The sequence below is a fragment of the Streptomyces sp. NBC_01476 genome, from assembly GCF_036227265.1.
In the GTDB taxonomy this organism is placed as follows: Bacteria; Actinomycetota; Actinomycetes; order Streptomycetales; family Streptomycetaceae; genus Actinacidiphila.
The window spans coordinates 7,131,890-7,158,324 of record NZ_CP109446.1; the positions used below are offsets into that span (position 1 = coordinate 7,131,890).

Consider the following 26,435-nt stretch of genomic DNA (forward strand, 5'->3'; position numbering starts at 1 on the left):
AGGAGGAGCAGGAGGTGACGAAGGTGAGTTCGCCGAGCGTGGAGTCGACCGTGCGTGATTTCGCCTACGACGCACTGCCCGGACGCGTGGTCTTCGCGCGGCGCGCGGCGCGGGAGCGACTGGCAGCGGAGATCGAGAGGCTGGGCGTCGAGCGGGTGATGCTGATCGTCGGCCCTGGCCAGAGGGAACTGGCAGCCGAACTCGTCGTCCCGTTCGCCGGACGGGTCGTCGTCCACTACGACCAGGTGCGGCCGCACGTACCGCGGGAGGTCGCCGAGCACGCCCGTGAGGCCGCGCGGCGGGTGAAGGCCGACGCCCTGCTCAGCGTGGGCGGCGGCTCGACCACCGGCACGGCGAAAATCGTCGCGCTGACCCAGCACCTGCCCGTCGTCGCGGTGCCGACCACCTATGCCGGCTCCGAGATGACACCGGTCTGGGGCATGACCACCGGCACGGTCAAGAACACCGGACGCGACCTGGCCGTGCTGCCGCGTGTCGTCGTGTACGACCCGGAACTCGTCGAGACGCTGCCCGCCGCCCTGGCGGTGGCCTCGGCGCTGAACGCCATGGCGCACTGCCTGGAGTCGCTGTGGACGTCCGCGGCACCACTGGTGGAGTCGATGGCGCTGGACGGTGCCCGGTCACTGGCGGCCGGGCTGTCCGCGGCGGCGGCCGGGCGCCCGGCGGCCGACGCACTGCTGTACGGCGCCTACCTGGCAGGCGCCGCCTTCGCATCGGCCGGATCCGGCCTGCACCACAGGATCTGCCACGCGCTCGGCGGCGGATTCGACCTGCCCCACGCCCAGACGCACGCCGTGGTGCTGCCGCACGTCCTCGCGTTCAACGCCCCCGCGGTCCCTGCCGCCATGGCCAGGCTCGCGCCAGCGCTCGGCGCCGACGACCCGGTCACCGGCCTGCGGGATCTGTACCGGCGCTGCCACGCCCCGCGGTCGCTCGCCGAGATCGGACTGGCCCGCGCCGACCTGCCCCGGGCCATCGAACTCGTCACCGCCAGGCTGCCGGTCGACAACCCCCGCCCCGTCGGGGCGGACGACATCGCCGCGCTGCTGACCGCGGCGTTCCACGGCGAGGTGGGTGCCCGGTGACCGGGCCCGAGTCCGGCGCGGAGCGGACCGCCGGCCCGGCGCGCCGGGCAGCGCTGGAGCAGGCCGTCACCGACGAGGTCGTCGCCAGCTTCGCCCACGCCAGGACCGAACGCTTCACCGAGCTGATGTCGAGCCTGGTGCGGCACCTGCACGCGTTCGCGCGCGATGTCCGGCTCACCCAGCCGGAGTGGGAGGCGGCCATCGCGTTCCTCACCGCCACCGGGCAGACGTGCACGGACAAGCGGCAGGAGTTCATCCTGCTCTCGGACGTACTGGGCCTGTCGATGCAGACCGTGGGCATCAATGCCGCGTCCTCGCAAGCCGCGACCGAGTCCACGGTCTTCGGGCCCTTCTTCGTCGAGGGCAGCCCGCGCATCGAACTCGGCGGCGACATCGCGGAAGGCGTCTCCGGCCGCCCCTGCTACGTCTCCGGCCGTGTGCTCGACGACACCGGCGCGCCGATCAGCGGGGCCCGCGTCGAGCTCTGGGAAGCCGACGACGAGGGCTTCTACGACGTTCAGTACGGCGGGGACCGGATGCAGGCCCGCGGCCATCTCTTCTCCGGGGACGGCGGCGCCTACCGGTTCTGGTCGGTGCTGCCGGCGCCCTACCCGATCCCGTACGACGGGCCGGTCGGGCAACTGCTGGACGCCGCCAACCGCTCGCCGATGCGGCCGGCGCACATCCACTTCATGGTGAAGGCACCCGGCTGCCGGACACTCATCACGCACATCTTCGTCGCCGGCAGCCCGCACCTGACCGACGACGCGGTGTTCGCGGTCAAACCGAGCCTGGTCGTCGACTTCGTGGAGCACCCGCCCGGCACGGCCCCCGACGGACGCGTCCTCGACGGCCCCTGGCACGAGGCGAGTTTCGACCTCGTGCTGGCGCGGACCCGGTGAGCGGCACCGGAGGACTGCCGGTCAGCGCGGCAGTGATCAGCGAACGCGGCGGGCCGTTCGTCATCGAGCAGCTCCAACTCGCGCCGCCGCGCCCCGACGAGGTGCTGCTGCGCGTCGTCGCCGCCGGCGTCTGCCGCACCGATCTGCACATCCGCGACCAGGAGTACCCGATCCGGCTGCCGGTGGTGGCCGGGCACGAGGGCGCCGGCGTCATCGAGGCGGTCGGAACCGCCGTGACCGCACTGGCCCCCGGTGACCACGTCGTGGTGTCCTATCCGTCCTGCGGCGCGTGCCGGCACTGCCTGCGCGCCGAACTCCCTTACTGCGTGCACGGGTTCGAGCTGTCGTTCGGCGGGCAGCGGCTGGACGGCACCTCGGCCCTCACCCGCGCCGGCGGCGAGCGCGTGAACGGGCACATCTTCCAGCAGTCCGCGTTCGCCACCCACGCCGTCGTCCCCGCCCGCAGCGCGGTCAGAGTACCGGCCGACCTCCCGCTGGAACTGCTGGCACCGCTGGCCTGCGGGGTGCAGACCGGTGCCGGCGCGGTGCTGAACACGCTCGCCGTGACCGCCGGCGACCGCGTGGCCGTACTCGGGGCCGGTGGTGTGGGGCTCTCCTCGGTGATGGCCGCGGCCGCCGTCGGTGCCGCCCGGATCATCGCGGTCGACGTCAACCCGGCCCGGCGCGCACTGGCCCTCGAACTCGGCGCCACCGAGGCCGTCGATCCGGCCGGCATCGACCTGGCCGGCGAGCTGTCGGCCCGCACCGGCGGCCGGCTGCGGCACATCGTCGAGACCACCGGGCTGCCCGCCGTCCTGGCGGACGCGCTGCGCGCCGTCGACATGACCGGCACGGTCGCCGTCGTCGGCGCCGCAGCGGCGGGGACCAGGGTCACGCTCGACACCAACACCCTGCTCAACGGCCGCCGTTTGCGCGGCGTGATCCAGGGCGACGCCGTGCCCCACGAGTTCATCCCGCGCCTCATCGGACTTCACCGGGCCGGCCGGCTGCCGCTGGAGCGCATCGTCACCCCTTACGACTTCGCGGACATCAACATCGCGGTCAAGGACATGTCCGAAGGCATTGCCGTCAAGCCGGTGCTGCGCATCGGCACCGCAAGCGACCCCGCAAGCGACCCCGCAAGCGACCCTGCACCCGCGCGATGAAGGAGCACACCGTGGCACACGCACTCAACTACATCGGCGGGAAATGGGTCGACACCGACGACCGGCGGCCCAGCTTCGACCCGGCGACCGGCGAGCAGATCGGCACGTTCGCCTTCGCCGACCGCGGCCACACCCAGGCCGCGATCGACGCGGCGCTGCGCGCGTTCGCCGAGTCGGACTGGAGACACGACGCGAGGCTGCGCGCCCGGGTCCTCAACGCGATGGCCGACCAGGTCGAGCGGCGCAGCGACGAGCTGATCGAACTCCTCGCCCTGAACAACGGCAAGATCGTCCCGGAGGCGACGTTCGAGATCAGCATGGTGCCCTCCAAACTCCGCTGGTGGGCGGCGATGGCGCTCACCTCGCAGGGCCGCGCGGCCGACATGGGGCACGGCCGTACGTCGCTGGTCCTGCGCGAGCCGGTCGGGGTCGCCGGGATCATCGTCCCCTTCAACTCACCGGTCATCCTGGCCGTACGGTCCCTCGGCCCGGCGCTGGCCGCCGGGACCACCGCGGTGCTGAAGTTCCCGGACGAGACCGCGATGGTCAACTCGCTCTTCTTCGAGGTGATGGCGGCCTCGGACGGGCTGCCGGACGGCGTGATCAACGCGGTCAACACCGACCGCGTCGGCGGCGCGGTCCTGGTCGAATCGCCCCACGTGCCGGTCATCAGCTTCACCGGCAGTACCGCGACCGGACGCGCCATCTCGGCTGCCGGTGCCGCGCACCTGAAGCGGTTCGGCCTGGAACTCGGCGGCAAGACCCCGATGATCCTCTTCGAGGACGCCGACCTGGACGCGGCGACCCCCGTACTCAGCAAGGCGATCACGACCTTCGCCGGCCAGTTCTGCATGGCCGGCTCACGGCTGCTGGTCCACCGCTCGATCGCCGACGAGGTGCGCACGGCCATGACATCGCGCCTTGCCGGTGTCCGTGTCGGGCCCGCGTCCGATCCGAGGAGCGAGATGGGTCCGTTGATCGACAAGGCGAACGTGGCGCGGGTGGACGCGGTGGTCGAGAAGGCCATCGCCGACGGGGCGAAGGTCCTCGTGCGCGGCGGCAGCCCGGACGACACGGAGCTGGCCGGCGGCGCGTTCTACCGGCCGGTGCTGCTGGAGGTCACCGATCAGTCCGCGGCCGTCATCCAGCAGGAGACCTTCGGTCCGGTGCTGACGCTGCAGGTGTTCGAGAACGAGGACGAAGCGGTCGAACTGGCCAACGACAGCGAGTACGGGTTGTCGGCGAGCATATGGACACGCGATGTCGACCGTTCGCTGCGGGTCGCCAAACGGCTTGAGTCCGGCACCGTCTGGGTCAACAACTGGGCGCTGGTCCACGACGAGTTCGAGGAGGGCGGCTACAAGCAGAGCGGTACCGGCCGCCTCAACGGCGTCGCCGCCCTGGAGGAGTTCCTGGAGTACAAGCACATCGCCTTCGGCTCCGGTCACTGACGGGAGAACGGCCCGGCCCGCGGGCGGGTCATCACCCGGGCCCCGGCCGGGGCCGCGTTCCAGGCCCGCGCATGCGCTCGTCCGGGGCGCCGGGTGGGCCGGGTGCGAGACGTCGGGTCGTCAGGCCGGAGTGCGGTGGTGGGCGACCGACAAGGCTCGTGCTCTCTGACCGCACAGTGGCCGCGTCCCGCGCCGGACGATTCTTCGACATCATCGGTGACAGCGAAGACCGGGGCTCATGCCTGTGACCCGCCGCTCGTCGCGCGAGCTCCACCGGCCGGCCGGCCGCCGGGCCGGGTTCGGCTGCGCTCCTGGCCGGGCGCGGTGGGACGGGCGCCGGGGAACGAGCTAGGCAGCGTCGTTGCCGTCGCGCAGGGAACGGATCATGCTCTGCAGGATCCGGAACGCGTGTGACTGCTCGGTCTCGTTCAGGCCGGCCAGCATTCTGACCTCGACGGACCGGACCGCCACGGTCGCCTTCTCCAGGCTCTGCCGGCCGCGGGGCGTGAGCCGCGCGGGAAGGACCTTCCCGACGGGCGCCTCCGCGGGCCTGGTCACGTAGCCGTCCCGTTCCAGGGCCTGGAGCAGCACGTTCATCGACTGCCGTGTCACGAACGCGCCACGCGCGAGCTCGGAGTTCGACAGGCCCGGCCGCTGGGCCAGCAGTTCGAGGCAGGAGTAGTGCGTCACGCTCATCCCGAGTGGCCGCAGCACCTCCTCCATGGCTGCGCGCAAGGCGCTCGAAGCCTCTTTCAGCAGGTAGCCCAGTGATTTGTCCAGGTCGACGCCGGCACCTTTTTGACTCATGTCAGAAGTCTGACATACAGTGGTCTGTGTCAGGAATCTGACACGGAGAGAAGGAGCATCATCATGCCCGTCACCGGCCCCGACTTCATCTCGCTCCAGGCGCGCGACCTCGACGCTTCGCAGGCGTTCTACGAGCAGTACCTCGGCCTCGTCCGCTCGCAGGCCGGACCTCCGCACGCCGTCGTCTTCGAGACGAAGCCGATCGCGTTCGCACTGCGCGACGTCGTTCCCGGCACCGATCTCGCATCCGCTGCCCAACCCGGCATCGGCGCCGCGATCTGGCTCCACGCCACCGACGTCCAGGCCATCCACGACGCCCTCGTCGCCGACGGTCACACCATCGTCTCCGCACCGATCGACGGCCCCTTCGGCCGGACATTCACCTTCGCCGACCCCGACGGCTACCAGGTCACCCTCCACGACCGCACCTGACAAACCGAACGTCAGCCGTCAGCGGTCAGCGGTCCGCTGAAGGGGGAAGCGGCCGCGGCGCCAGTGCCAGTGGCGGTCCGCCTTCAGGTGGTCGACGACCGCGCGCTGGAGGACGGTGCGGCGCGGCAGTTGGTCGAGTGGTGTGGTGAGGGTGCGGAAGACGAAGCGCAGGACCTCGACATCGGCGTCCAGTCCTTCCGGCTCCTCGTAGGGGTCCAGTGCGAACCTCCGCTGGAACCGGGCGATGTTGGAGTTCTCGGGCAGGTACTCCAGCAGTTGCGGGTCGAGCAGCCACGAGCCGCAGGAGAACGCCGTGTAGCGCTCGTCCGGAAAGTGGCGCGGGAAGAAGGCGCGGGCCTCCTCGAGCGACGCCGCGACCAACTGCGGGGTGATAGGTCCCGCCTCGGGGACGTGCAGGTCGATGGTGCTGTCGCCGCGCTGGTACTGCAGCCGGCCCAACTCGTAGACACTGCCTCGGGTATGCAGCGTCAGCCAGCTCTGCATGACCGGCCGGCCCTGGCCGTGCATGCGCCGGTCGACCGCGAGGTTGCGGCCCAGGTCCGCGAGAGTCGCCCAAGATACGGCGTCGGCGATGCCGTGGTCGCGGTGGTAGTCGATGACGACACCGACCAGGGCCAGGTAGCCGTACACGTAGAGGTGGCGCCAGGCGGGGCCCCGCTCGCGCGGCAGCTCCGGACCGGGGGACAGCCAGCCGTGGCCCCCGAGATCGGCGCGGACCAGGGCGATCGAACGGTCGAGCAACCAGCGCAGTTCCGGAGTCCACAACGCCGAGCCGGGGTCCGGCCAGCCCGCCATGATCTCGGCGACGTCGTCCGGCGGCACCGCGAGCCGGGCGAGGATCGCGGGCGCGTCGGCCTTGGCGGGCAGCGGAGCCGACGGGCTGTCGCCGGCGAGCCGGTGCACGCGGTTGACGTCCTCGACCGGTACGCCGAGCCGGGCGGCGATGTCGTCCAGATCCACGCGGGCCAATCTACCGGCCGGTGAGGCCGCCGCTCCCGGCGTCCGCCCCCCACCCCGCGGACGCCGTGCTACTGACGGCTCGGGAGCATCGCGAGTGCCTGCGACCGCTGGGCGACCAACTCGTCGTAGGTGCCGTCGCGTTCGGCCCACCGGTGCATCAGTACGCCCTTGACGAGGATTTCGCGCGGAGTGGGGTCGGCCTGGAGCAGGTCCATCGCCTCGGTGACGAACTCGTCCAGTTTGAGCGCGCGCGGGTTGAGCCGTGCCTGTTCCGGCGTGGTGGCGACGGCCGGCGGGACGAGTTCGGACACCTCGACACCGGTGCCCTCCAGCTGCGCGCGCAACGCCTCGGAGTACGCGTGCACGGCGGCCTTCGACGCGGCGTAGGTCGGCATGAGCGGGAACGGCAGGAACCCGATGCCCGAGGTGACCGTGACGACGGTGCCGGCGCCGCGCTCGATCAGGTGCGGGGTGAAGGCGTCGATGACCCGGATGGTGCCCAGGAGGTTGGTGTCGACCGTCTCCTGCGCGGCGCTGAAGTGCGCGGGATCGCGCAGATCCTCGGGGATCCCGACCCCCGACATCGTCACGATCGTGTCAAGGCCCGGGTGGCCGCGCAGGATCGTGTCCCGGGCACGGCCGACGCTCTCCTGGTCGGTCACGTCGATCGGAACGGTGGCGAACCCCTCAGCCGCGAGCCGGTCCAGCAGGTCGGTTCGGCGTCCGCCGACGATCACGGCGCTGCCGGCCGCGGCGAAGCGCCGGGCGAGTTCGAGACCGATTCCCGAGGTGGCGCCGGCGATGAAGACGGTGCGGTTGGTGATGTCCATTGACTGCTCCTGCTCAGGGCGCCGCCAGCGGCAAACTGGCGGGCGCATGCGATGACGGTGCGGTTGACCGGCCGGGGCTTCGCCGCGCGGTGTGTCCGGCTTCGCCGGGGCGACACACCTTCAGTGTCGATCTGTTCCCGGGCGGCAGGCAGTACCCCCGTCTTCCGTGGTCCTGTCAGGGCCCCCTTTGCCGGGGGGACCCTGAACTACGATGCGGAACATGAGCGACGACGACCGCGCCAACCAGCTCGGCGGTTACCTCCGTGCCCGGCGGGCACTGGTCTCTCCGGAGCAGGCGGGGCTTCCGGCGGGTACGAATCGCCGCGTTCCCGGGCTTCGCCGCGAAGAAGTCGCCATGCTCGCGGGCATCAGCGCCGACTACTACCTGCGGCTGGAGCGCGGTCGTGACAAGAACCCCTCACCGCAGGTCCTCGAATCGCTCGCGCGGGTCCTGCACCTCGACGAGCTCGAACAGGAATATCTTCTCGGCCTGACCGCCTCACGCCCGAGGCGACCGCGACGCCGGAAGCCCGAACGCGTGCCCGCACGGTTGCATCAGCTCCTGGCGAGCGTGCAGGTTCCCGCGTTCGTGGAAGGGCGCGCGTTCGACGTACTCGCGTCGAACCCGCTCGCGGTCGCGCTCTCGCCGCGCCTCCAGCCCGGGTACAACCGTCTCCGCTCACTGCTCCTCGACCCTGAGGAGCAGGTCTTCCAGCAGGACTGGGCGCGCTCCACGGAGGGATTCATCGCCGCTTTCCGACAGTCCATCGGTGACGACGTCGACAACGCGCGGTTCGTGGAGCTCGTGGGTGAGCTCGCCCTGTCGAGCGAGCGGTTCCGGACCCTCTGGGCGCGCCACGATGTGCGCGGCCTCGAAGGCGGCACCACCACCGTGAACCATCCCGTCGTCGGCGAGCTGCGCCTGCACCGGGACAAGCTCCCGGTGGACGACGTGCTCCTGGTCCTCTACTACGCCGATCAGGGCAGCGAGAGCGACGAGAAACTACGCCTCCTCGCCTCCATGGCCCAGGCGGCACCCACCCGGACGGACCGCCGCAGCTCGGCCGGTGACCGATAGGTCCGACGGCGTCGGACGTAACCGTCGGAAGGAGCCGGCAGAGAGAGCCGTCGGAGGGAGCCGTCAGGGCAGCCGTCAGAGGTAGCTGACGCCGGTCAGTTCCTCGGCCGCCGCCCAGAGCCGCTTGCCGACCGCAGGGTCGGCCGCCTCCCGGCTGAGCCGGGCCTCGGTGACCTGACCGCGCGTCTCCCACAGCCCGGACGGCCCGAAGAACTGGCCACCCCGTACACCGGGCTCGGTCGCGGCGCGCAACTGCGGCAGCGCGCCCTGCCGCACCGACTGGGTCACCAGCAGGCCGAGCGACGCGATCAACCGTCCGAGCCGGCCCCGGTGCTCCCAGGCACGCGGCGTCAGGTTGGTGCGGGTGAGACCGGGGTGGGCCAGCACGCTGACGACCGGCGATCCGGCGGCGCGCAGGCGGCGGTCCAGTTCGACGCCGAAGACCGTGGTGGCGAGCTTGGACCGGCCATAGGCGGGAGCGGCCCGGTAGTCACGCTCGAACATCAGGTCGTCGAAGTCGAGGTGCGCGTTCTTGTGGGTGATCGAGCTGAGACCGACCACCCGGGATTCCGGAGCCGCGGCCAGATTGCCGAGCAGCAGGCCGGTCAGCGCGAAGTGGCCCAGCATATTGGTGCCGAGATGCAGCTCGAAGCCGTCGGCGGAGGTGCGGCGCGGGCCGAGCAGCACCAGCCCGGCGTTGTTGACCAGCAGGTCGATCGCCGGGTGCTCGGCGGCGAGCCGCGCGGCGAACGCGCGTACCGAATCGAGCGAGGCCAGGTCCAGCTCGCGCACCTCGACGACGCCCCCGATACGGTGGGCGGCCTCCTCGACGGCGCCGCGGATACTGCGGGCGGCCTCCTCGCCGGCAGCGGTGTCGCGGACGGCGAGCACGACATGGGCGCCGTGGCGGGCCAGCTCCGTCGCGGTGACCAGGCCGAGGCCCGAGTTCGCGCCGGTCACCACGGCGATCCGGCCGTGCTGGTCGGGGATGCGGTCGGCGGTCCATCCGGTCATCTGCTGCTCCTGGGGGTGTCGGCGCGGTGGACGACGACGCTAGAGGCAGTGCGAGCCGGTTCGGTCGTTCTCGGTTCCCTAGGTCTGCGGGACCTACCGTGGGTGCCGAGCGGCGCGGCACACTTACGGCATGCCCCATCCGTACGCCCGTGAGCTCGGAGACTTCCTGCGCGCCCGGCGTGGCAGGCTGCGTCCGCACGACGTCGGCCTGGAGCCGGGCGGCCGGCGCAAGGTCACCGGGCTGCGGCGCGAGGAACTGGCCCTGCTGGCCGGGCTGAGCACCGACTACTACCAGCGGATGGAGCAGGGCCGGGAGGTCCACCCGTCCGACGACGTCCTGGACGCGCTCGCCGGTGCGCTCTGCCTCGACGACGAGGAACGCCGGCACCTGTTCACCCTGGCCCGCGCCGCCCGCCGGCCCGTGCCCGCCCGGGTGGATGACGGTCCGGAAAGGGTGCCGGAGAGCACACGGCGGCTGCTGCGGGTGCTGGACACCCCGGCGGTCGTGCTCGGCCGCCACCTCGACCTGCTCGCCTGGAACCCGATGGCGGAAGCGCTGCTCGGCGGCCCGGGGACCTACTCGCCCGACCGGCTCAACATGCTCCTGCTGATGTTCGACGACACGCTGACCGGTGAGCGGAGCTGTCCGGACTGGGAGCGGCAGGCCCTGGGCTACATCGGCATGATGCGGGCCGCGGTCGCCACCGACCCCACGCACCCGCGCGCCACCGCGATCGTCGGTGAGCTGAGCATCCGCAGCGCCGAGTTCCGGCGGCTGTGGGCCCGGCACGACGTGCGGGCGTCGGTGAGCGGCACAAAGACCTTCCGGGCCCCCGAGGCCGGGGACATCACGCTGGACTGGGACACCTATCCGCTGCCCGGCAACCCCGGCCCGGTGATGCTGGTCTTCACCGCCGAGCCGGGCAGCGCCGACGCGGACCGGCTGCAGCTCCTGGCGTCCTTGCACGCGACCCGCTCGGCGCGCACCGGCGGGCACACCCTCTGAGAAGCTGTGGACCGCCGGTCGGGGAGGTCCACGACGTGTACGTCGTAGCGGTCCTGCTCGGGGAGAAGCGTCGCGCATTCCGCCTCGCCGCGGCCGATGGCGGCCAACTGCTCGAAGCAGCCGAATCGTTCGACACCCGGGCTGAGGACGACGACCACGTCGGCCAGCCACCTCACCCTCCGCCGCCCCGAAGGCATGCGCCAGGCCGGACGGTGTGACGACCAGCCTGCCCTTTCCCCCCTGAGGTCGGAGTGCCGCCGAGGCGGAAGAGCTCGTGGGAGAGCTTGCGGTGGTGGTGCGGGCCCCCGCCGGCTCCGGGCTCCAGGATGAGCCGGCCGGCGCTGAACGCGCCCCCGCCGGCGAGCAGTTCGAACGCGCCGTCCGCGGGTCCTGCGCGGTGGGCGTGCGATAGGTTGCCCGGCATGACCGACGTACGACCCCTCGCCTGGCCACCTGCCCCGATCAGGACCGAGCGGCTCCTGCTCCGGGAAGCCGAGGCACGGGACCGTGCGGTGGTCATCGAGCTGAACGCCTCGCCGGAGGTGGGCACTTACCTCGGTGGTCCGCGACCGCGTGCTGAACTCGAACGTACGGTGCCCGAGGTGCCCGGGGCCCGCCCCGGCTTCTTCGTGGTCGAGCTCGACGGCGAGATGATCGGCACGGTCCAGCTCGACCCGCACGCCCCTGAGCAGCCAGGCAGCAACCACCGCCGGGAGGCCGGGGAGACCGAACTCGGTTACCTGTTCCTGCCGGAGGCGTGGGGATACGGGTACGCCACCGAGGCATGCGCGGCGGCGCTCGACTGGTTCGCCGGCGCGCTGCCCGGTGAGCCGGTGGTGCTCTACACCCAGACCGCCAACGCCCGCTCGATGCGGCTCGCGGCGAAGCTCGGGTTCACCGAGCTGGAGCGGTTCGAGGCGTACGACGCCGAGCAGTGGTTCGGCGTGCGGTCCTCGGCCACGCCGTCCGGTTGAGCTCCTGCTCCACAGCGCGGATCCCGGAGACCACCGATCGGTCGTCGGCGGATGGCCGTACCGCTCCCTCGGCGGTGTCGGTACGGGCGGTCAGGACGACACCTGGTCGTCCGATCGCCGATCGGCCCGGCCCGACGTGGCGGCGCGTCCCGCCTGCGGCTGCCGTCACAGGTCCAGCAGCAGGTCACGGACCGCGCCGGGCCGGGACAGGAACGGGTGGTGGCCGGCGTCGAGTTCGACGACACTGCCGGCCCGGCGGGCGAACTCCCGCTGCAGCCGCGCCGGGCTGGCGCGGTCCTGGGCGCAGACGAGGTACGTCGAGAGCACCAGCATCGGCCGCCCGGAGTTGGCGACGCTCGTCCTCGCCGTCATCTGTGGCCTCCTCATGGACCTCGACGCCACGGGCGACACCACCCGCACAGACCGGGCCTTCCACGACTTCCTCGCCACCCTGGAGCACCCCTCGACCGCCGACCGCACCACGGCCGGCACCGACGCGGCGCCGGGCACGTAGCGCTGCGCCGCCCACCGCTCGATCGCCCCGGCCCCGACACGTGGCTTGGGGGGAGCGGACCTCGACCGTTCGCCAGTGAAGCCTGACCGCCTTGGACCGGGCACAGGACGGCCCTTCCGGAGGGTCAGCTGAGCCATGCGTGCCAGCGGGCATGCGGGGGATCGCACCGCCCTGAGGCGACTGCCTGCCGATAGGCACGGTCCGTAAGCTCACTGTCCGCCCGATTCCGGTTGCCGTCCGGCGAGTTGAGCGCGCCAAGAGCGGTGTACCTGCCGCTGAGGACGACGACGCCGCAGTGCGGGCGCACGGACTCGGTGGCATACCGGCCGAGCGTCGCGGCGGCCACGACGGCGCAGATGCTGAGGACGACGAGTCGCCACGGGCTACGAACCGGGTACTGGACCACCCGCGGATCGTACTCAGTTCCGGCCGCCCGGCCGGCCGGACTGCCGCCGCCACCGTTCCCGCCGCCCGGACCGGCGCCGGCGATCACGCCGGCCGGACCGCTGCCGTGCCCTCCCGCCGGACCGCTGCCGTGCCCGCCCGCCGGACCGCCCCCGCGCCCGCCGCCCGGACCGGCGCCCCCGTGCCCGTCGGCCGGGCCGCCCGCCCGCCCGCCGGCCGGGCCGCCCCCACCGATCGCGCCCCCGTCCACCGGCTCCCGGAACTCCCATCCCTGCACGCTTATTGACGCTGCATACCCGCGGTGATTCACTGCCTGCCTGAGAGCGCTCTCTAGCGGCTGAGGGACCAGCCGCGGCCGTCTCGTCCACCACGTCAGGGAGAGCTGTGTCTGTCATTCCCACTCGCCGTACCGTGCTGCGCGGCGCTGCCGTCGCCGCTGCGGTGCCGCTGGCCGGCGGCATCTCCGCCGGCTCTGCCTTCGCGTCGTCGTCCGCGTCCGCCTCGTCGTCGCACGGGCACGGAAACGATTACGGCCACCATGGCGCCGCGGATCTCGGCCCGAACGTCCTGGTCTTCGACCCCTCCATGGGCGACGCCGCGATCCAGGCCAAGGTCGACGCCGTGTTCGCCGTCCAGGAGTCCAACCAGTTCGGCAGCGAGCGCTTCGCCCTGGCGTTCCGCCCGGGCACCTACAACGTCGACATCAACGTCGGCTTCTACACCCACGTCCTCGGCCTGGGCGCCGCCCCCGGCGACGTGGTGATCAACGGTCATGTCACGGTCGACGCCCAGTGGCTCGACGGCAACGGCACGCAGGACTTCTGGCGCGCCGCGGAGAACCTGACCATCGTGCCGCCGGACGGCCTCAACCGCTGGGCCGTCGCCCAGGCAGGCCCGATGCGCCGGGTCCACATCAAGGGCAACATCACGCTGTGGCCGAGCCCGCCCGGCAACCAGTGGTCCAGCGGCGGCTTCCTGGCCGACAGCGTGGTCGACGGCTACGTCGAATCCGGCTCACAGCAGCAGTGGCTGTCCCGCAACGACACCTTCGGCAGCTGGACCGGCTCCAACTGGAACATGGTCTTCGTCGGCGTCAAGGGCGCCCCCGCCCAGTCCTTCCCGACGCCGCCGTACACGACCGTCGACCGCACCCCGGTCGTCCGCGAGAAGCCGTTCCTCACCGTGGACCGGCACGGCGCCTACCAGGTCTTCGTACCCGCGCTGCGCCGTAACTCCACCGGCACCACCTGGGAGCACGGGCGGGCCGCGGGCCACACCATCGCGCTGTCGCGCTTCTTCGTGGCCAGGCCCGGCGACTCCGCCGCCGAGATCAACCGCGCGCTGGACCGCGGCCAGCACCTGCTGTTCACGCCCGGCATCTACAACCTGTCCTCGACGATCCGGGTCAGCCGCCCCGGCACCGTCGTGCTGGGCCTGGGCTACACGACGCTGCGCTCGACGCACGGCAACACGCTGATCGAGGTCGCCGACGTCAGCGGCGTCACCGTCGCCGGCGTACTCGTCGAGGCGGCCTCGGCGCATACTCCGGTGCTGCTGCGGGTCGGTTCGGGCCGCAGCAGGCGCCGCCACGACGCCGACCCCACCGCGCTCTTCGACGTCTTCGCCCGGATCGGCGGCGCCATCGCCGGCGGCGCGGGCATCAGCGTGCAGATCGACAGCAACGACGTCTTCTGCGACCACCTGTGGCTGTGGCGCGCCGACCACGGCCTGGACGACACGGTCGGCTGGGCGGTCAACCCCGCCGACACCGGCATCGTGGTGAACGGCGACCACGTCACCACGTACGGACTGTTCGTGGAGCACTACCAGAAGTACGAAGTGCTGTGGAACGGCGACCACGGCCGCACGTACTTCTTCCAGAACGAGCACCCGTACGACGTGCCCACCCAGAGCGCCTGGGTGCACGGCTCCACCAAGGGCTACGCGGCCTACAAGGTCGCCGACCGGGTCAGGGAGCACCACGCCTGGGGTCTTGGCAGTTACTGCTTCTTCAACCTCACCGCGGACATCTACACCGAGCGCGCCTACGAGGTCCCCGACACCCCCGGTGTCGTCTTCACCGACCTGATGACCGTCTGCCTCAACGGCGCGGGCGGCGGCGGCATCCTGCACTGCATCAACAACGCGGGCGACCCGGTCCAGAACGGCTTCGGGACGTACAACATGAAGGCGTACAGCAACGGCAAGAGCGTCGTCTGACGCTCCTCCTCGCGCCACCGATCGCCGCGGGAGGCCCCTCGAAGGGGTCGCCCGCGGCGCCGGGCCCCGCCCCGGTCGGCTGACCGCCGGCCGCTCCTGGGGCTCTCCCGCCCGAGACGGTTCCGGGTTACTTCTTCGCCCTGGCGAGGGCGTGCCGCTCGATGCTGGCGGCGAACAGTGGCGTCTCGCGCCGGCAGTGGTCGCCCGAAGCTTCCTGCCGTGCCTTCGCCGCCTCTTCGAAGGAGATGCCGTACTTCTCGTTGAACGCCATGTTCTCGGCGGTCGGCTTGCTGGTGACGTGATTGGTGTAGGTCAGCGTGCCATCGCCGTTGTCCTTGACGCTCAGGTCCCAGGTGACCTGGACGGTGGTCCACCCATGCGGGGTGTAGACGTCCGAGATCGACACCATGTGGCAGTGCTGCTTGCTGATGATCTCGCCGACGTAGTGCTGGACGACCAGGCCGGTGCCGATCATCTCGACGTTGATCGACATCGGCTTGCCGTCGTCGGTCGTCGTGTAGCCGGCCGCCTTGTGGTCGGGCGGCGCACAGCGCTGGTACTCCTTGTCGGGCAGGTTGAGCAGCCAGTCGCCGATGTCGACGGCGTCGAGCGGTGCGTGGATCGTCGCGGTCACGACCGAGTCGGAGAGGACCTTGTCGGTCAGAACGGTGTTCTCAACGGTCTGTGTCATAGTCTCTTCCCTCATTCAAGGAGATACGCTCACGTGCCGGCCGACACGGCACCGGTAATCCGAGCACCTGCGGGCGGTCAATGCGGGCTGAGCGATTGTGAACGAAATGGAACCGTGTGTGGTGGGAGGCGTGCCCGCCCGTCGCCCCCGTACGAAATACTCCCCTGCGGGGGCCTCCGTATTCTTCGTTCACGATACTACGGATCATCGCGGTCCGCAGAGATGGATCCGCTCGACGGGGGTCCGTGATGTGATTTCCGGCCGCCGGATTTCCGGGGGTTCGGGAGCGCGGCCGATTCCATGCGCAATTCCCATGACTCTGATTGATTTCCTTGATGAGAGTTCGGAATGCCGGCCGCCCGCGAGTGCCGGGCCGGCGGGTGCCCGCCCGCGCACTACAATCACCGGTGGCATACCGATCGCCCCGCCGATCCCTTCAGCGGCGATTGCGTGATCCGTACGTCGGCGAGTGGATAGAGAATCCCACTGGCAGACATAGACGAAGCCGATAGCAGAAATACGGTACCTTCCTGTGGAACTACGCTCGCTCGAAATCTTCGTTGCCGTCGCGGAGGAGAACTCGTTCACGAGAGCCGCCGAACGCTGCCGAGTTTCGCAGCCCACCGTTTCGCACCACATCTCCGGCCTGGAGAAGGAGGTCGGGGAACCGCTCTTCGACCGCGACCGCCGCACCGTGTCCCTCTCCGACGGCGGACACACCCTGCTCCCGTACGCCCGCGCGTGCCTGGCATCCGCCAGGGACGCGGGCGAAGCCTTCGCCAACCGCTCGCGGGCGATTGCCGGAGCGCTCAACCTCGGTACGGTGGAGGGCGTCGAATGGAGCCCGCTCCCCGGAGTGCTGCGGCAGTTCCACGACCGGCACCCGGCCGTCCGCGTGCGGCTGCAGTCCGGCACCACCGCCCCGCTGCTCGCCCAGGTCGCCCAGGGCCAGCTGGACGCGGCCATCACCGCCCGGCCCCTGGACGACCTCCCGCACGGTCTGCTCAGCAAGGTGATCCTCGCCGACGAGATCATGGCCCTGGTCGGCCGGGACACGCAGGCGGCCGGCGAAGGACTCCTCGACCTCGCGCAGGTCGTCGACGAGCGCCTGATCACCTACGACGAGAGCAGCGGGCTGCAGGCGATCATCCGCCGCGCCTTCGGACGCTCCGGCAGGGAACTGCGTCCGGCCTTCTCCACCAACGACGTTCCGCTCCAGGTGGCGCTCGCCGAAGCCGGTATCGGGGTGGCGCTCTCCGCCGGCTCCGACCCGGCCGTCATCAGCGCCGCCGGGGTCGTCCCCCTGCGGCTGGACCCGCCGATCGTCTACGAGAAGATCATGGTCTGGCAGGACCGGCCGCTGCCCTCACCCCTCGGCGCGTTCATGGCCGTGTGGGACGAGCTGGCCTCCGACGAGACCTGGACGGCACCGTCCCCGCGCACCTCCTGACAACCCCACCGGCGCCGCGGGGGACCGGAACGGGCCGGCCGGAACGCCTGGTGGCGTGCGGGAGTACCCGATTGGAGCTGTGGTCAATGGCGTAGGCGCATGCGTCCCTGGGCGACGATGGGGCGGCTACGCGCGCGGGCTCATCGCGGTGTGGGCCGGGCGACGGCGGTTGTGGCGCAAGGAGTGGGGCGATGAGTGGCGATGGCCGGGCCGCCGGCGGCGTAAGCGCGTGCCCGGGAGGCCGGCGGACGGTGGAGTCATGGCGGTGACCGTGGCAGGTGCGGGGGAGGGCTATCCCCTGGAGCCGCTGCCCCTGACGCGTGCGGTCGACGAGTTCGCGCTGACCACGGTGCTGCTCTTCGTGGTGGTCACGGCCGTCCGCGGGTTGCTCGCACCGTCCTCCCCGCTCGCCATCTCCGACCTGGACACAGCCCTCGGCGTCGTCGGGATTGTCGCCGGCGCCACTCTGACCGCGCTGATCTTCTCCCCGCCGGGCCGCAGGAGTGGTGCGCACATGAACCCCGCCGTGACCGTCGCGCTGTGGCTGATGGACGTCTTCCCCGGCCGGAGCGTCCTGCCGTACGTCATGGCCCAACTCGCCGGATCCGTTGCCGGAACGGCCCTCGCGCGCTGGGTGTGGGGCCATCAGGTCGCCGTGGTGGACTACTCGGCGGTGCGTCCGGCCCCCTCCTGGCGACAGGCCGCCGTCTTCCTCAGCGAAACGGGCTGCCTGATCGGCGTGGTGCTGCTCGTCGGCTTCTTCCTGGCCAACCCGAAGCACGCCGCGGTGCTCCCCTGGGCCCTCGGCATCGCCGTGGGCCTGATCATCGCCTTCCTCGGCCCGCTCAGCGGCGGATCGGCCAACCCGGCCCGGCAGTTCGGCCCCGCCGTACTCTCCGGCAGGACCCGCTACCTGTGGATCTATCTCGTGGCGCCGATCCTGGGCGCGGTCCTGGGCGCCTCGGTCCATCATCTGCTCATCCGGCGCTTCAACACCCACCGGCCGCTGACCTACAAACTCGCCGGCGCGGGCCGGCACGACAACGCGCCGCCCGCGGACCGTGCCGGGCGCGGAAGCGCCTGACGCGAACGACAGGGTGCCGCATACCTGTGCGCAGCGCCCTACGCGGTCTTGGGGTGCGGGTTGCCGAGGTACGGAAACGCGTCCAGAAAGTCGGTGTGGGGCGTGAGCCCGGTGGGAGGGATGTCGCCTTTCGAGAGAAACGCGAGGCGGTGGTTGATGACGTCGTCGGTGAAGACGCGGCCGTTCGGATACCGGGCCGGCTTCGCGGGGTCGAAGACCAGCATGTCGGGCAGGACGGCGTCGGCGTCGATCGCCGCGAGCGCCTCTTCCCGTGTGTAGTTTCCGGTGTGCCCCATGAGGTGGACGAACTGATCGGTCCACCGCTCACGATCGTTCACCGGCTCGCCGGCGTTGTACTCCTCCTTCGTCTCGTCGGTATTGAAGAAGCTGCTGACGGAAGGGTGGCCCGCGCGGTCGACATGGAGGAGCCGGCCGTCCTCCCGGAGACTGCACCGGCCCCAGACGCGAATCCCGGGGTCGGCCCCGAGTTCACTCGTCGGCAGTTCCACGACCGTCGAGAAGACGTTGGCCTCCGTGTTCGAGTCCACGCCGGTCCACGGTGACCTGCCACCGAGGTGAGGCGCGGTGAAGTTCCGGCCGCCGCTGGTGTCGAAGAGCTTCTGGACCCCGTCGAAGTCGAAGAAGAAGGCGTCGCTGCGACTGCCGGCGAAGAAGGTGTAGGGGCCGGAGTCGACGCGTTTCGCCATGGTGCCGAACGAGACCTCGGCGTCCGTGACGACCTTCTCGCCGACGGCTTCGGGCGAGCGGGCCTCATCGCCACGCGCGATGAAGACACTGAAGGTCTGACGGCCGTCCTGCGGTGGCGAGAAGACGTAACTGATCGCGATCTCGGTGAGACCGTCACCGTCGTTGTCGATGTTGAGACGGTAGATGGCGTCCGGGTGCAGAGCGTCGGCGTTCGGGTTCGCGTTGAGGATGAGCACGGTCCGCGCGGGGTCGGCCGGGGCCTGAAACGCGTAGAGGTCACAGAGGTCGAGCCTTTGGTCCCCGAGCGGTGCGCCAAGGCTGAGACCGGTGAAGTGGTTCGACATCCTGGATTTCCTTTCGCCGGTGACGGGCCGATCGCCAGGCGGAGACGGCGTCAAGGGATGTGAGACCGGGGGAAACGCGGGCGACCCGCCCATACCGAAAGGGACCATCGCACATGATTCGGACAGTGAATCACGGAAGGAGTCAGGAACGCCGGATGCACGGCGGAGGGATGTGTCGGCGACGTGCAGCGGTACGGCCGTGCTCTGCTTCGCCGACCATGAGGGGTCCCTGCTGGTCGGCGCAGCCCGCCGCGCGGGCCTCGACGTCCCCGGCGACCTGGTCGGTGATCGGGGCGAGCGCCGCGACGTCGTACGGATCGGCGAGGCCACACGGTGGGCGCCCAGGGTCGCCGAGATGTGCCCGGTGCGCACCGCGCAGAGTGCGGCCCCGTCGGTCGACGGCTGGCCGGCGCCGGTGAGCGGATTGCGCTGGCTGCCCCCTCTGGCTTCGGACGCGTCGTCCGCCGCCCGCGTCACCGGGTCAAGCCGGGGCACCAGCGGGGGGCTCAGCGCAGGAAGCCCTCGTAGTTGTGCTGCTGGAGCTGGCTCTCCAGCTGCTTCACCGTTTCCAGCCCGACGCCGACGATGATCAGGATGCTGGTCCCGCTCAGCTGGTTGGAACCGCTGTAACTCGCCAGCGCGACAGTCGGCGCGAGCGCGATCAGGCCCAGGTACAGCGAGCCCGGCCAGGTGATCCGGTTGAGCACATGGCTCAGGTACTCCGCGGTGGGCCGGCCGGCCCGGATGCCGGGGATGAACCCGCCGTACTTCTTCATGTTGTCCGCGACGTCCTCGGCGTTGAACGAGATCGATACGTAGAAGAAGGCGAAGAACACGATCAGCAGGAAATAGGCCGCCACATAGTAAGGATGGTCGCCCTTGACGAAATTGCGTTCGATCCAGGTCTTCCAGCCGGAGGTGGAACTGGAGAACTGGGCGATGAGCGCCGGGATGTACAGCAGCGACGAGGCGAAGATGACCGGGATGACACCCGCCTGGTTGACTTTCAGCGGAATGTACGTGGAGGCGCCGCCGTACGACTTCCGCCCGATCACCCGCTTCGCGTACTGCACCGGAATGCGGCGCTGGGCCTGTTCCACGAAGACGACAAGCCCCACCATGACGAACCCGATCAGGACGACACTGCCGAGGTTCACCCAGCCGTCGGCCAGGGTGCCGCTCTGCTTGATCGACCAGAGCGCCCCCGGAAAACTGGCGGCGACGGAGATGAACACCAGCATCGACATGCCGTTCCCGATGCCGCGGTCGGTGATCAGCTCGCCCAGCCACATCACGCAGGTGGTGCCCGCGGCCAGCGTGATCACCATCGTGGCCGTGATGAAGACCGCGTGGTCCGGCACGATCTGGGAGCCCACCGGGCAGGTGCTGAACAAGGTGCCGCTGCGGACGGTCGCCACCAGGCCGGTGCCCTGCAGGATCGCGAGGGCGACGGTCAGATAACGGGTGTACTGGGTGATCTTCGAGGTGCCGGCCTGACCCTCCTTCTTCAGCGCCTCCAGCCGCGGGATGACCACGGTCAGCAGCTGAAGGATGATGCTGGCCGTGATGTACGGCAGAATGCCCAGCGCGAAGATCGTGATCTGCAGCAGTGCGCCGCCACTGAAAAGGTTCAGCAGGCCGAACAGGCTGCTGTTCCCGGACCGTGCCAGGTCGACGCACGTCTGGACGTTCTGGTAATCCACGCCGGGAATCGGGACGTGCGCCCCGATGCGGTACAGGACGATGATGCCGAGCGTGAAGAGCAGCTTCTTCCGCAAGTCGGGCGTCCTGAACGCCCGGGCGAACGCGGTGAGCACGGTGCCTCCTTCGCCCCCACGTCTGAGAAACCGCGACGCCGCGGTTGTTCGCCGAAGACCGGTGGCCGGCCGCTGACGTGGATGCGCTCCCCGAGCGTATTCAGCGCGGAGGGCACGTTCCAGGAATTTGATCTTACCGAATGATGACGACCGCAGAAGCAATTCCGAATCGGCGTGCCGCGGCCGAAAACTCCCGGGCCGCGGCACGGGTCAGGCTCCGGGGCGCCGAGTTGACAGGGTTTCACCGGGGCCTCGATGATGGGCCGCTTCGTCCGGGGGGTCCGGCCGTTCAGCATTCCGGTGGGGGAGACTCATGTTCGCCAGGTACGGCGTGGCAGCGGCGGGCGCGGCTGCCACGGTCATGATGGTCGGCGGTACCGCCTTCGCGGCCGGCGCGGACGCCCGCGCGGCGGCCGGCCCGGCCATCGGGGACTTCGTCGTCGCCCCAAGGGCGGTCTGCGACACCGGCACCGGCGCCGCGAAGGCGGCCATCACCGTCACGGACAAGGACGCTTCCGGGACCCCCGCGGACATCAGCGTACGGATCCGGCTGGCCAGCGGTTACGACAGCGGCGGGGATCTGGCCACCGCGCACGTCACCCACCCCACCGCCGCGGGCACGACCGTCAGGCTCCTGGTGGACTGGAAGCCGGGCTACCAGTGGAACGTCCGGGTCACGGCCGGCGACCTCAGCGACGCACTGACGAGCACGCTGCCGATCTCCGACGACACCCCGTGCGTGGTGCCCACGTCGGCCGGTCCGTCGGCGAGCGCCTCCACGAGCGCGGGGGCCGGCGGTTCCTCCTCCTCGTCCGCCACCCCCTCCGTCCCGCTGGACGCGCCGTCCACCGGCCCGGCCGCCGCTGTCTCACCCGTGGCGGCGTCCGGCGGGTCCGGCCTCGCCGAGACCGGCGGCGGCAGCGACACCGGGCTCATCGCGGGTGCGGCCGCCGTGGTCATCGCCGGGGGTTGCGGCACGCTGATCGCGGTGCGCCGTCGCACCTCGGCCCGCCACTGACGTCCGCCCCGGCTCCCTTGCTCCTCCGGCTGCCGTACGCCCGACTCGCGCGGGGGCCCGGTTCCGCCCGCCGGGGGTGACGGCCGGCGGGCGGTGACGACGACCGTGCCGGGCCCGGCCGGGTCACGAGGGCCCGTGGTGGGCCAGGCCCAGGGCCAGGACGGCCACCGCGGTGGAGAGGAACACGAGCCCGCCCACGATGTCCCGGGAGCCCACCCGCAGGTGGGCGGCGATCGCGCCGATGAAGTACAGGACGAGGCCGGAAGCGGCGAGGGTGCCCAGGAGCGGCACGGCGAGCCCGGCCGCAAGCCCCACGGTGCCCGCCGCGAGCAGCATGCCCAGCACCGGCACCCACTTCCGGGGCACGCCCTTCATGTCCGCCTGGGTCTTGGGGTATTCGTGGCCGATCAGGTAGGTGACAGCGGCGGCGCCGTTGAGGACCGCGCCGATGATGGTGACCGTGACGTAGGCGGCGAACACGATTTCTCCGTTTCCGTACGGGGATGGTGTGTGCTGGGCGCCTCCGTGGCGGCAGACGGCTCTCCCGCATGACAAAACGGCGGCCCGATCTGTGACACCGGGCCGGCGGCCGGACCGCCCGGTGGTCCCGAACCGACACCGTGCGGCCGGAGGCGGGGATGCGGTCGCCTCGTACGCCCGGGTCGGCCGGGGGTTGCGTACGGCCCCGCCCGAGTTCGCCCCCTGCGCCTGCCCACCTGCCCTGCCTGCTGCCTGCCTGCCTTCCTGCGTGCGCGGGCGAGCCCTATAGGCGCCCCGGCGCTGAGCCGGGTCCTCCGGCCGGAGGACCGGCCTTTCCGAGCCGGTCGAACGGTCCGCCCCTCCCATCGCGCAGTCGTCCCTTTCCGGTCCGCGCCGCGGAAGAGGGCGGCCCTTGACAGGTTTGGCTATTGCCCATAGCTTTTTGGCTAGAGGAATTAACCAGACCTGGAGGATGTCATGACCGAGTCGCTCGCCGTCGACGGCGGCACCATCGCTTACGAGGTGGCCGGGTCCGGCCCGCTGATCGTTCTCGCGCACGGTCTGGGCGACAGCCGTGCCGCTTACCGCGCCGTGATTCCGCCGCTGGTGGCGGCGGGTTACCGGGTCGCCGCGGTGGATCTGCGCGGCTGTGGCGAGTCGAGCGTGGGCTGGGCGGACTGGAGCCAGCGGGCCGTGGCAGGTGACCTGCTCGCGGTGATCCGGCACCTGGGCGGCCCGGCGGTGCTGGTCGGCAACTCGATCTCCGGCGGGGCCGCGACCATCGCCGCGGCACAGGAGCCCTCGCTGATCAGCGGGGTTGTCGAGCTGGCACCCTTCACCCGCAAGCAGTCGGTCGGCCTCGGCGTCCTGCGGGTCAGGCGCGTCCGGCAGGGCATGCTGCGGCTGGCCGGCGCGGGGGTGTTCGGCAGCGTACGGCTGTGGCGCTCGTACCTCGACGTGGCCTACCCCGGTGTGCGGCCCGCCGACTGGGACAATCGGCTCGGCCGCATCGACTCCCTGCTGCGCGAGCCGGGCCGGATGAAGGCCATGCGGGGCATGGTCCGCAGCTCCCCGGCCGACGCCGGTACGCGGCTCGGCCAGGTCCGCTGCCCGGTCCTGATCGTGATGGGCACGCTCGACCCCGACTGGGCCGACCCGCACGCCGAGGGTTCGGGGATCGTCGAGGCCCTGCCGTCCGGCCTCGGTCGCCTTGAGATGATCGAGGGTGCCGGGCACTACCCGCACGACCAATTCCCCGACGAGGTGGTTTCGCTCATGCTCGCCTTCCTTCCCTCCGGCACCGCCCGTGCCTAGGGCCGGGCTCAACACGGACCGGGTGGTCGCCGAGGCGGCGGAGATGGCCGACGAGGTGGGGCTGAACCAGCTCACCCTGGCGGCACTCGCGGGCCGTCTGGGGGTGCGCCAGCCGTCGCTGTACAAGCACATCGACAGTCTCGGCGCACTCCAGCAGCGCGTCACCGTGCTGGCGAAGGGTGAACTCGCCGACGTGCTGGGCCGGGCCGCCATCGGCCGGGCCCGTGACGACGCGCTGGTCGCGGTGGCGCACGCCTACCGCGCCTGGGCGATGGACCATCCGGGCCGCTACCAGGCCGCCCAGCGGCCCCCGGTCCCCGGCGACGCCGACGACGAAGCGGTCAGCGCCCGGGCCATCCAGGTGCTGGTGGCGGTGATGGACGGCTACGGCCTCGACGGTGACGACGCCATCGACGCCATCCGGGCCTTCCGGGCCGCCCTGCACGGATTCCTCTCCCTGGAGACCAGCGGCGCCTTCGCCCTCCCCGCCGGCATCGACCGCAGCTTCGACCGTCTCGTCCAGGCCGTGAAGGTGGCCCTGTCGAGCTGGAACGACGTCTCCGGATCCGGCCGCGGGACGCAGCCATGACGACGGTGTCACCCCACCGGAAGGCTCTCTCAGCGGCGGGCGTCGTCGCCGGGGCGCCACGCCGGCAGGACGCCCGCCTCGCCCCCGCCCCCGCCCCCGCCAGGGCGCCGATGACGGCCGGGGCGGTGAGGGTGCCACAGGGCTGTTGACGTGGGGAATCAAACGGAGCCGCCGTGCGCTCTGCACAAAGTGAAGAAGATTGGATTCCTCTCGTTCGGTCACTGGTCGCCGAGTGAGCACTCCGCGACCCGGACCGCCGCCGACTTCCTGCACCAGTCCATCGACCTTGCGGTCGCCGCCGAGGAGATCGGCGTGGACGGCGCGTACTTCCGCGTGCACCACTTCGCGCGGCAGGCGGGCAGCCCGTTCCCGCTGCTCTCGGCCATCGGCGCGCGGACGTCGAGGATCGAGATCGGCACCGGCGTGATCGACATGCGCTACGAGAACCCGCTGTACATGGCCGAGACCGCAGGCGCCGCCGACCTCATCTCCGGCGGCAGGCTGCAGCTCGGCATCAGCCGCGGGTCACCGGAGCAGGTGATCGACGGCTGGCGCTACTTCGGCTACGCCCCGGCGGAGGGCGAGAGTGACGCGGACATGGCGCGCCGGCACACCGAAGCGTTCCTGAAGGTGCTCGACGGGGAGGGGTTCGCGCAGCCGAGCCCGCGGCCGATGTTCGCCAACCCGCCGGGGCTGCTGCGTGTCGAGCCGCACTCCGAGGGGTTGCGCGACCGGATCTGGTGGGGCTCGGGCTCGAACGCGACCGCTGTCTGGGCGGCGGAGCTGGGGATGAACCTGCAGAGTTCCACGCTGAAGGACGACGAGACGGGCGAGCCGCTGCACGTCCAGCAGCGCAAGCAGATCGAGGCGTACCGCGAGGCGTACCGGGCGGCAGGCCACACGCGCCAGCCGCGGGTGTCGGTCAGCCGGAGCATCTTCGCCCTCACCGACGACCTGGACCGGGCCTACTTCGGCCGGGAGCGCGATTCGCGGGACCAGGTCGGCATGATCGACGACACGACCAGGGCGATCTTCGGACGCTCGTACGCCGCCGAGCCCGACGCGCTGGTGAAGCAGCTCCAGGAGGACGAGGCCATCCAGGCCGCCGACACCCTGCTGCTGACCATCCCCAACCAGCTCGGGGTGGACTACAACGTCCATGTGCTGGAGAGCATCCTCACCCACGTGGCACCGGAGCTCGGCTGGCGCTGAGCGTTCACCCGCGCGGTGCGTCCAGCCGCATCCGCGCGCGGACCGGCCGGACACGAAAGCCGGCCCAGCGGTCTCCGACGAGGCCGCTGGGCCGGCTTTGGTGTCCGGTCTTCGCCGCGGTCAGCGATCGCTCATGTCGGTGAGGAACCGGCGGGCCAGTTGCGATACGTCGAGCAGGCCGGGGTCCCGTCCGCTGAGGATCCAGAAGAAGGTCGGAGCGACCAGCAGTGCGGTGGCCTGGTCGAGGGGGACCGGCAGCGTGTCCGTGCCGATCGCGCGCTCCACGACCGCCTTCGCGCTGTCGCCGAGGACGTCTTTCGAGGCGAGCAGCCGGGCCACGTCGGTATCGTGCTGGGCCTCACCCAGCAGGGCGCGGTAGGCGGCGCCCGCCGGGGAGTGGACCAGGAAGCGGACGAGCGCGTCCAGGTACGAGGTGATCTCGGCCAGCGGCGTGCCGCCCGGAGGAACGGCGAGTTCCTCCGCGGCATCGGTCCAGGAGGCCTCGAAGAGGATCTCGGCCTTCGTCGACCACCAGCGGTAGATCGTCTGCCGGGAGACTCCGGCCCGTTCCGCGATGCCCTTGAGGGTCATCGCCGCGTAGCCCTCCTCGACGAGGAGATCATCGACCGCGTAGAGAACGGCCGCCCGGGCGGCTTCGCTCCGCGGTCTGCCGACCCGACCGTGCTGTGCGTCCATCGGGCCGATTGTACACATATCTGGACACCGCGTCTCGTATGTTTGTCGTTCCCCTTTCCGCCGGTGCGCCGCCCGGGTGTCGCGCGCCGACACTTACTGGACACCGTGCACCGCTTTTGTTACGGTTGCGGAGCACGGTGTCTCGT

At 71.0% G+C, this 26,435-nt stretch carries 25 protein-coding genes; 15 read left to right on the plus strand and 10 right to left on the minus strand.

Going from position 1 to position 26,435, the window contains the following annotated elements:
- The first annotated feature begins 14 nt into the window (after nt 1–14).
- The 4 genes from OG552_RS30940 to OG552_RS30955 are packed head-to-tail and all read left to right on the plus strand — an operon-like array spanning nt 15 to nt 4,625.
- Complete coding sequence (locus OG552_RS30940; RefSeq protein ID WP_329138520.1) at nt 15–1,106, plus strand: maleylacetate reductase; 1,092 nt, start codon at nt 15–17, stop codon at nt 1,104–1,106.
- Entirely contained in the window at nt 1,103–2,008 is a 906-nt protein-coding gene (locus OG552_RS30945; RefSeq protein ID WP_329138522.1) for a dioxygenase family protein, read from the plus strand. Before OG552_RS30940 ends, OG552_RS30945 begins: the two co-directional genes overlap by 4 nt.
- Nucleotides 2,005–3,174 (plus strand): NAD(P)-dependent alcohol dehydrogenase, encoded by a 1,170-nt coding sequence (locus OG552_RS30950; RefSeq protein WP_329138524.1) that lies wholly within the window; start codon nt 2,005–2,007, stop codon nt 3,172–3,174. The genes OG552_RS30945 and OG552_RS30950 overlap by 4 nt, the downstream gene beginning before the upstream one ends.
- Nucleotides 3,175–3,185: 11 nt before the next feature.
- Nucleotides 3,186–4,625: an aldehyde dehydrogenase family protein gene (locus OG552_RS30955; RefSeq protein ID WP_329138526.1), complete on the plus strand. Its 1,440-nt coding sequence runs from the start codon at nt 3,186–3,188 to the stop codon at nt 4,623–4,625.
- A gap of 348 nt (nt 4,626–4,973) precedes the next feature.
- Here OG552_RS30955 and OG552_RS30960 read toward each other — a convergent pair whose 3' ends face one another.
- Entirely contained in the window at nt 4,974–5,432 is a 459-nt protein-coding gene (locus OG552_RS30960; RefSeq protein ID WP_329138528.1) for a MarR family winged helix-turn-helix transcriptional regulator, read from the minus strand.
- Between the two features lie 63 nt (nt 5,433–5,495).
- On the opposite strand from OG552_RS30960, the gene OG552_RS30965 reads away from it, so the two are divergent.
- Nucleotides 5,496–5,864: a VOC family protein gene (locus OG552_RS30965; protein WP_329138530.1), complete on the plus strand. Its 369-nt coding sequence runs from the start codon at nt 5,496–5,498 to the stop codon at nt 5,862–5,864.
- An 18-nt stretch (nt 5,865–5,882) separates the two neighbouring features.
- On the opposite strand, the gene OG552_RS30970 is transcribed toward OG552_RS30965, so the two are convergent.
- Entirely contained in the window at nt 5,883–6,845 is a 963-nt protein-coding gene (locus OG552_RS30970; protein ID WP_329138532.1) for an acyltransferase domain-containing protein, read from the minus strand.
- A gap of 68 nt (nt 6,846–6,913) precedes the next feature.
- Complete coding sequence (locus OG552_RS30975; RefSeq protein WP_329138534.1) at nt 6,914–7,675, minus strand: SDR family oxidoreductase; 762 nt, start codon at nt 7,673–7,675, stop codon at nt 6,914–6,916.
- A 220-nt stretch (nt 7,676–7,895) separates the two neighbouring features.
- On the opposite strand from OG552_RS30975, the gene OG552_RS30980 reads away from it, so the two are divergent.
- On the plus strand, nt 7,896–8,753 hold the full coding sequence (locus tag OG552_RS30980; RefSeq protein WP_329138536.1) for a helix-turn-helix domain-containing protein: 858 nt from the start codon (nt 7,896–7,898) through the stop codon (nt 8,751–8,753).
- Between the two features lie 75 nt (nt 8,754–8,828).
- Here OG552_RS30980 and OG552_RS30985 read toward each other — a convergent pair whose 3' ends face one another.
- Nucleotides 8,829–9,767, minus strand: coding sequence for an oxidoreductase (locus OG552_RS30985; protein WP_329138538.1), 939 nt, complete (start codon nt 9,765–9,767; stop codon nt 8,829–8,831).
- Nucleotides 9,768–9,897: 130 nt separating this feature from the next.
- Here OG552_RS30985 and OG552_RS30990 point away from each other — a divergent pair, with 130 nt between their 5' ends.
- Together OG552_RS30990 and OG552_RS30995 are read left to right on the plus strand one after the other, a co-directional pair.
- Nucleotides 9,898–10,773 carry a helix-turn-helix transcriptional regulator gene (locus tag OG552_RS30990; protein ID WP_329138540.1) on the plus strand — a complete coding sequence of 292 codons (876 nt, stop codon included), beginning with the start codon at nt 9,898–9,900 and terminating at the stop codon, nt 10,771–10,773.
- A gap of 422 nt (nt 10,774–11,195) precedes the next feature.
- Nucleotides 11,196–11,747 (plus strand): GNAT family N-acetyltransferase, encoded by a 552-nt coding sequence (locus OG552_RS30995; RefSeq protein ID WP_329138542.1) that lies wholly within the window; start codon nt 11,196–11,198, stop codon nt 11,745–11,747.
- 165 nt (nt 11,748–11,912) lie between these two features.
- Here OG552_RS30995 and OG552_RS31000 read toward each other — a convergent pair whose 3' ends face one another.
- A complete protein-coding gene (locus tag OG552_RS31000) occupies nt 11,913–12,398 on the minus strand; it encodes an alpha/beta fold hydrolase (RefSeq protein ID WP_329138544.1) in 486 nt (161 codons plus the stop codon).
- A 652-nt stretch (nt 12,399–13,050) separates the two neighbouring features.
- On the opposite strand from OG552_RS31000, the gene OG552_RS31005 reads away from it, so the two are divergent.
- Nucleotides 13,051–14,886, plus strand: a complete 1,836-nt coding sequence (locus OG552_RS31005; protein WP_329138546.1) for an adenylyl cyclase — start codon at nt 13,051–13,053, stop codon at nt 14,884–14,886.
- Nucleotides 14,887–15,013: 127 nt separating this feature from the next.
- Here the strand turns inward: OG552_RS31005 and OG552_RS31010 are convergent, their stop codons facing one another.
- Complete coding sequence (locus OG552_RS31010) at nt 15,014–15,577, minus strand: hypothetical protein (RefSeq protein ID WP_329138548.1); 564 nt, start codon at nt 15,575–15,577, stop codon at nt 15,014–15,016.
- Nucleotides 15,578–16,109: 532 nt separating this feature from the next.
- Here OG552_RS31010 and OG552_RS31015 point away from each other — a divergent pair.
- Entirely contained in the window at nt 16,110–17,027 is a 918-nt protein-coding gene (locus OG552_RS31015; RefSeq protein WP_329138550.1) for a LysR family transcriptional regulator, read from the plus strand.
- 259 nt (nt 17,028–17,286) lie between these two features.
- Complete coding sequence (locus tag OG552_RS31020; protein ID WP_329138552.1) at nt 17,287–18,111, plus strand: MIP/aquaporin family protein; 825 nt, start codon at nt 17,287–17,289, stop codon at nt 18,109–18,111.
- 38 nt (nt 18,112–18,149) lie between these two features.
- On the opposite strand, the gene OG552_RS31025 is transcribed toward OG552_RS31020, so the two are convergent.
- Both OG552_RS31025 and secY read right to left on the minus strand, forming a co-directional pair.
- Nucleotides 18,150–19,163 carry a DUF4331 family protein gene (locus OG552_RS31025; protein WP_329138554.1) on the minus strand — a complete coding sequence of 338 codons (1,014 nt, stop codon included), beginning with the start codon at nt 19,161–19,163 and terminating at the stop codon, nt 18,150–18,152.
- Between the two features lie 506 nt (nt 19,164–19,669).
- Entirely contained in the window at nt 19,670–20,980 is a 1,311-nt protein-coding gene (gene secY / locus OG552_RS31030; protein WP_329138557.1) for a preprotein translocase subunit SecY, read from the minus strand.
- 313 nt (nt 20,981–21,293) lie between these two features.
- Here secY and OG552_RS31035 point away from each other — a divergent pair, with 313 nt between their 5' ends.
- A complete protein-coding gene (locus tag OG552_RS31035; RefSeq protein ID WP_329138559.1) occupies nt 21,294–21,998 on the plus strand; it encodes an LAETG motif-containing sortase-dependent surface protein in 705 nt (234 codons plus the stop codon).
- 123 nt (nt 21,999–22,121) lie between these two features.
- On the opposite strand, the gene OG552_RS31040 is transcribed toward OG552_RS31035, so the two are convergent.
- A complete protein-coding gene (locus OG552_RS31040) occupies nt 22,122–22,478 on the minus strand; it encodes a DoxX family protein (protein ID WP_329138561.1) in 357 nt (118 codons plus the stop codon).
- 477 nt (nt 22,479–22,955) lie between these two features.
- Here OG552_RS31040 and OG552_RS31045 point away from each other — a divergent pair, with 477 nt between their 5' ends.
- The 3 genes from OG552_RS31045 to OG552_RS31055 all read left to right on the plus strand — a co-directional run bounded on the left by OG552_RS31045 (nt 22,956) and on the right by OG552_RS31055 (nt 25,593).
- Nucleotides 22,956–23,792 carry an alpha/beta fold hydrolase gene (locus OG552_RS31045; protein WP_329138563.1) on the plus strand — a complete coding sequence of 279 codons (837 nt, stop codon included), beginning with the start codon at nt 22,956–22,958 and terminating at the stop codon, nt 23,790–23,792.
- Nucleotides 23,785–24,381: a TetR/AcrR family transcriptional regulator gene (locus OG552_RS31050; RefSeq protein WP_329138565.1), complete on the plus strand. Its 597-nt coding sequence runs from the start codon at nt 23,785–23,787 to the stop codon at nt 24,379–24,381. The genes OG552_RS31045 and OG552_RS31050 overlap by 8 nt, the downstream gene beginning before the upstream one ends.
- A 189-nt stretch (nt 24,382–24,570) precedes the next feature.
- Entirely contained in the window at nt 24,571–25,593 is a 1,023-nt protein-coding gene (locus OG552_RS31055) for an LLM class flavin-dependent oxidoreductase (RefSeq protein ID WP_329138566.1), read from the plus strand.
- Between the two features lie 120 nt (nt 25,594–25,713).
- Here the strand turns inward: OG552_RS31055 and OG552_RS31060 are convergent, their stop codons facing one another.
- Complete coding sequence (locus tag OG552_RS31060; RefSeq protein ID WP_329138567.1) at nt 25,714–26,289, minus strand: TetR/AcrR family transcriptional regulator; 576 nt, start codon at nt 26,287–26,289, stop codon at nt 25,714–25,716.
- Between the last annotated feature and the right edge of the window lie 146 nt (nt 26,290–26,435).

Coding starts and splice junctions, on each gene's coding strand:
- OG552_RS30960 (WP_329138528.1), bottom strand. CDS start 5,432: ATGAGTCAAAAAGGTGCCGGCGTCGACCTGGACAAATCACTGGGCTAC.
- OG552_RS30965 (WP_329138530.1), top strand. CDS start 5,496: ATGCCCGTCACCGGCCCCGACTTCATCTCGCTCCAGGCGCGCGACCTC.
- OG552_RS30975 (WP_329138534.1), bottom strand. CDS start 7,675: ATGGACATCACCAACCGCACCGTCTTCATCGCCGGCGCCACCTCGGGA.
- OG552_RS30980 (WP_329138536.1), top strand. CDS start 7,896: ATGAGCGACGACGACCGCGCCAACCAGCTCGGCGGTTACCTCCGTGCC.
- OG552_RS30985 (WP_329138538.1), bottom strand. CDS start 9,767: ATGACCGGATGGACCGCCGACCGCATCCCCGACCAGCACGGCCGGATC.
- OG552_RS30990 (WP_329138540.1), top strand. CDS start 9,898: ATGCCCCATCCGTACGCCCGTGAGCTCGGAGACTTCCTGCGCGCCCGG.
- OG552_RS30995 (WP_329138542.1), top strand. CDS start 11,196: ATGACCGACGTACGACCCCTCGCCTGGCCACCTGCCCCGATCAGGACC.
- OG552_RS31000 (WP_329138544.1), bottom strand. CDS start 12,398: ATGGCTCAGCTGACCCTCCGGAAGGGCCGTCCTGTGCCCGGTCCAAGG.
- OG552_RS31010 (WP_329138548.1), bottom strand. CDS start 15,577: ATGACACAGACCGTTGAGAACACCGTTCTGACCGACAAGGTCCTCTCC.
- OG552_RS31020 (WP_329138552.1), top strand. CDS start 17,287: ATGGCGGTGACCGTGGCAGGTGCGGGGGAGGGCTATCCCCTGGAGCCG.
- OG552_RS31025 (WP_329138554.1), bottom strand. CDS start 19,163: ATGTCGAACCACTTCACCGGTCTCAGCCTTGGCGCACCGCTCGGGGAC.
- OG552_RS31035 (WP_329138559.1), top strand. CDS start 21,294: ATGTTCGCCAGGTACGGCGTGGCAGCGGCGGGCGCGGCTGCCACGGTC.
- OG552_RS31045 (WP_329138563.1), top strand. CDS start 22,956: ATGACCGAGTCGCTCGCCGTCGACGGCGGCACCATCGCTTACGAGGTG.
- OG552_RS31060 (WP_329138567.1), bottom strand. CDS start 26,289: ATGGACGCACAGCACGGTCGGGTCGGCAGACCGCGGAGCGAAGCCGCC.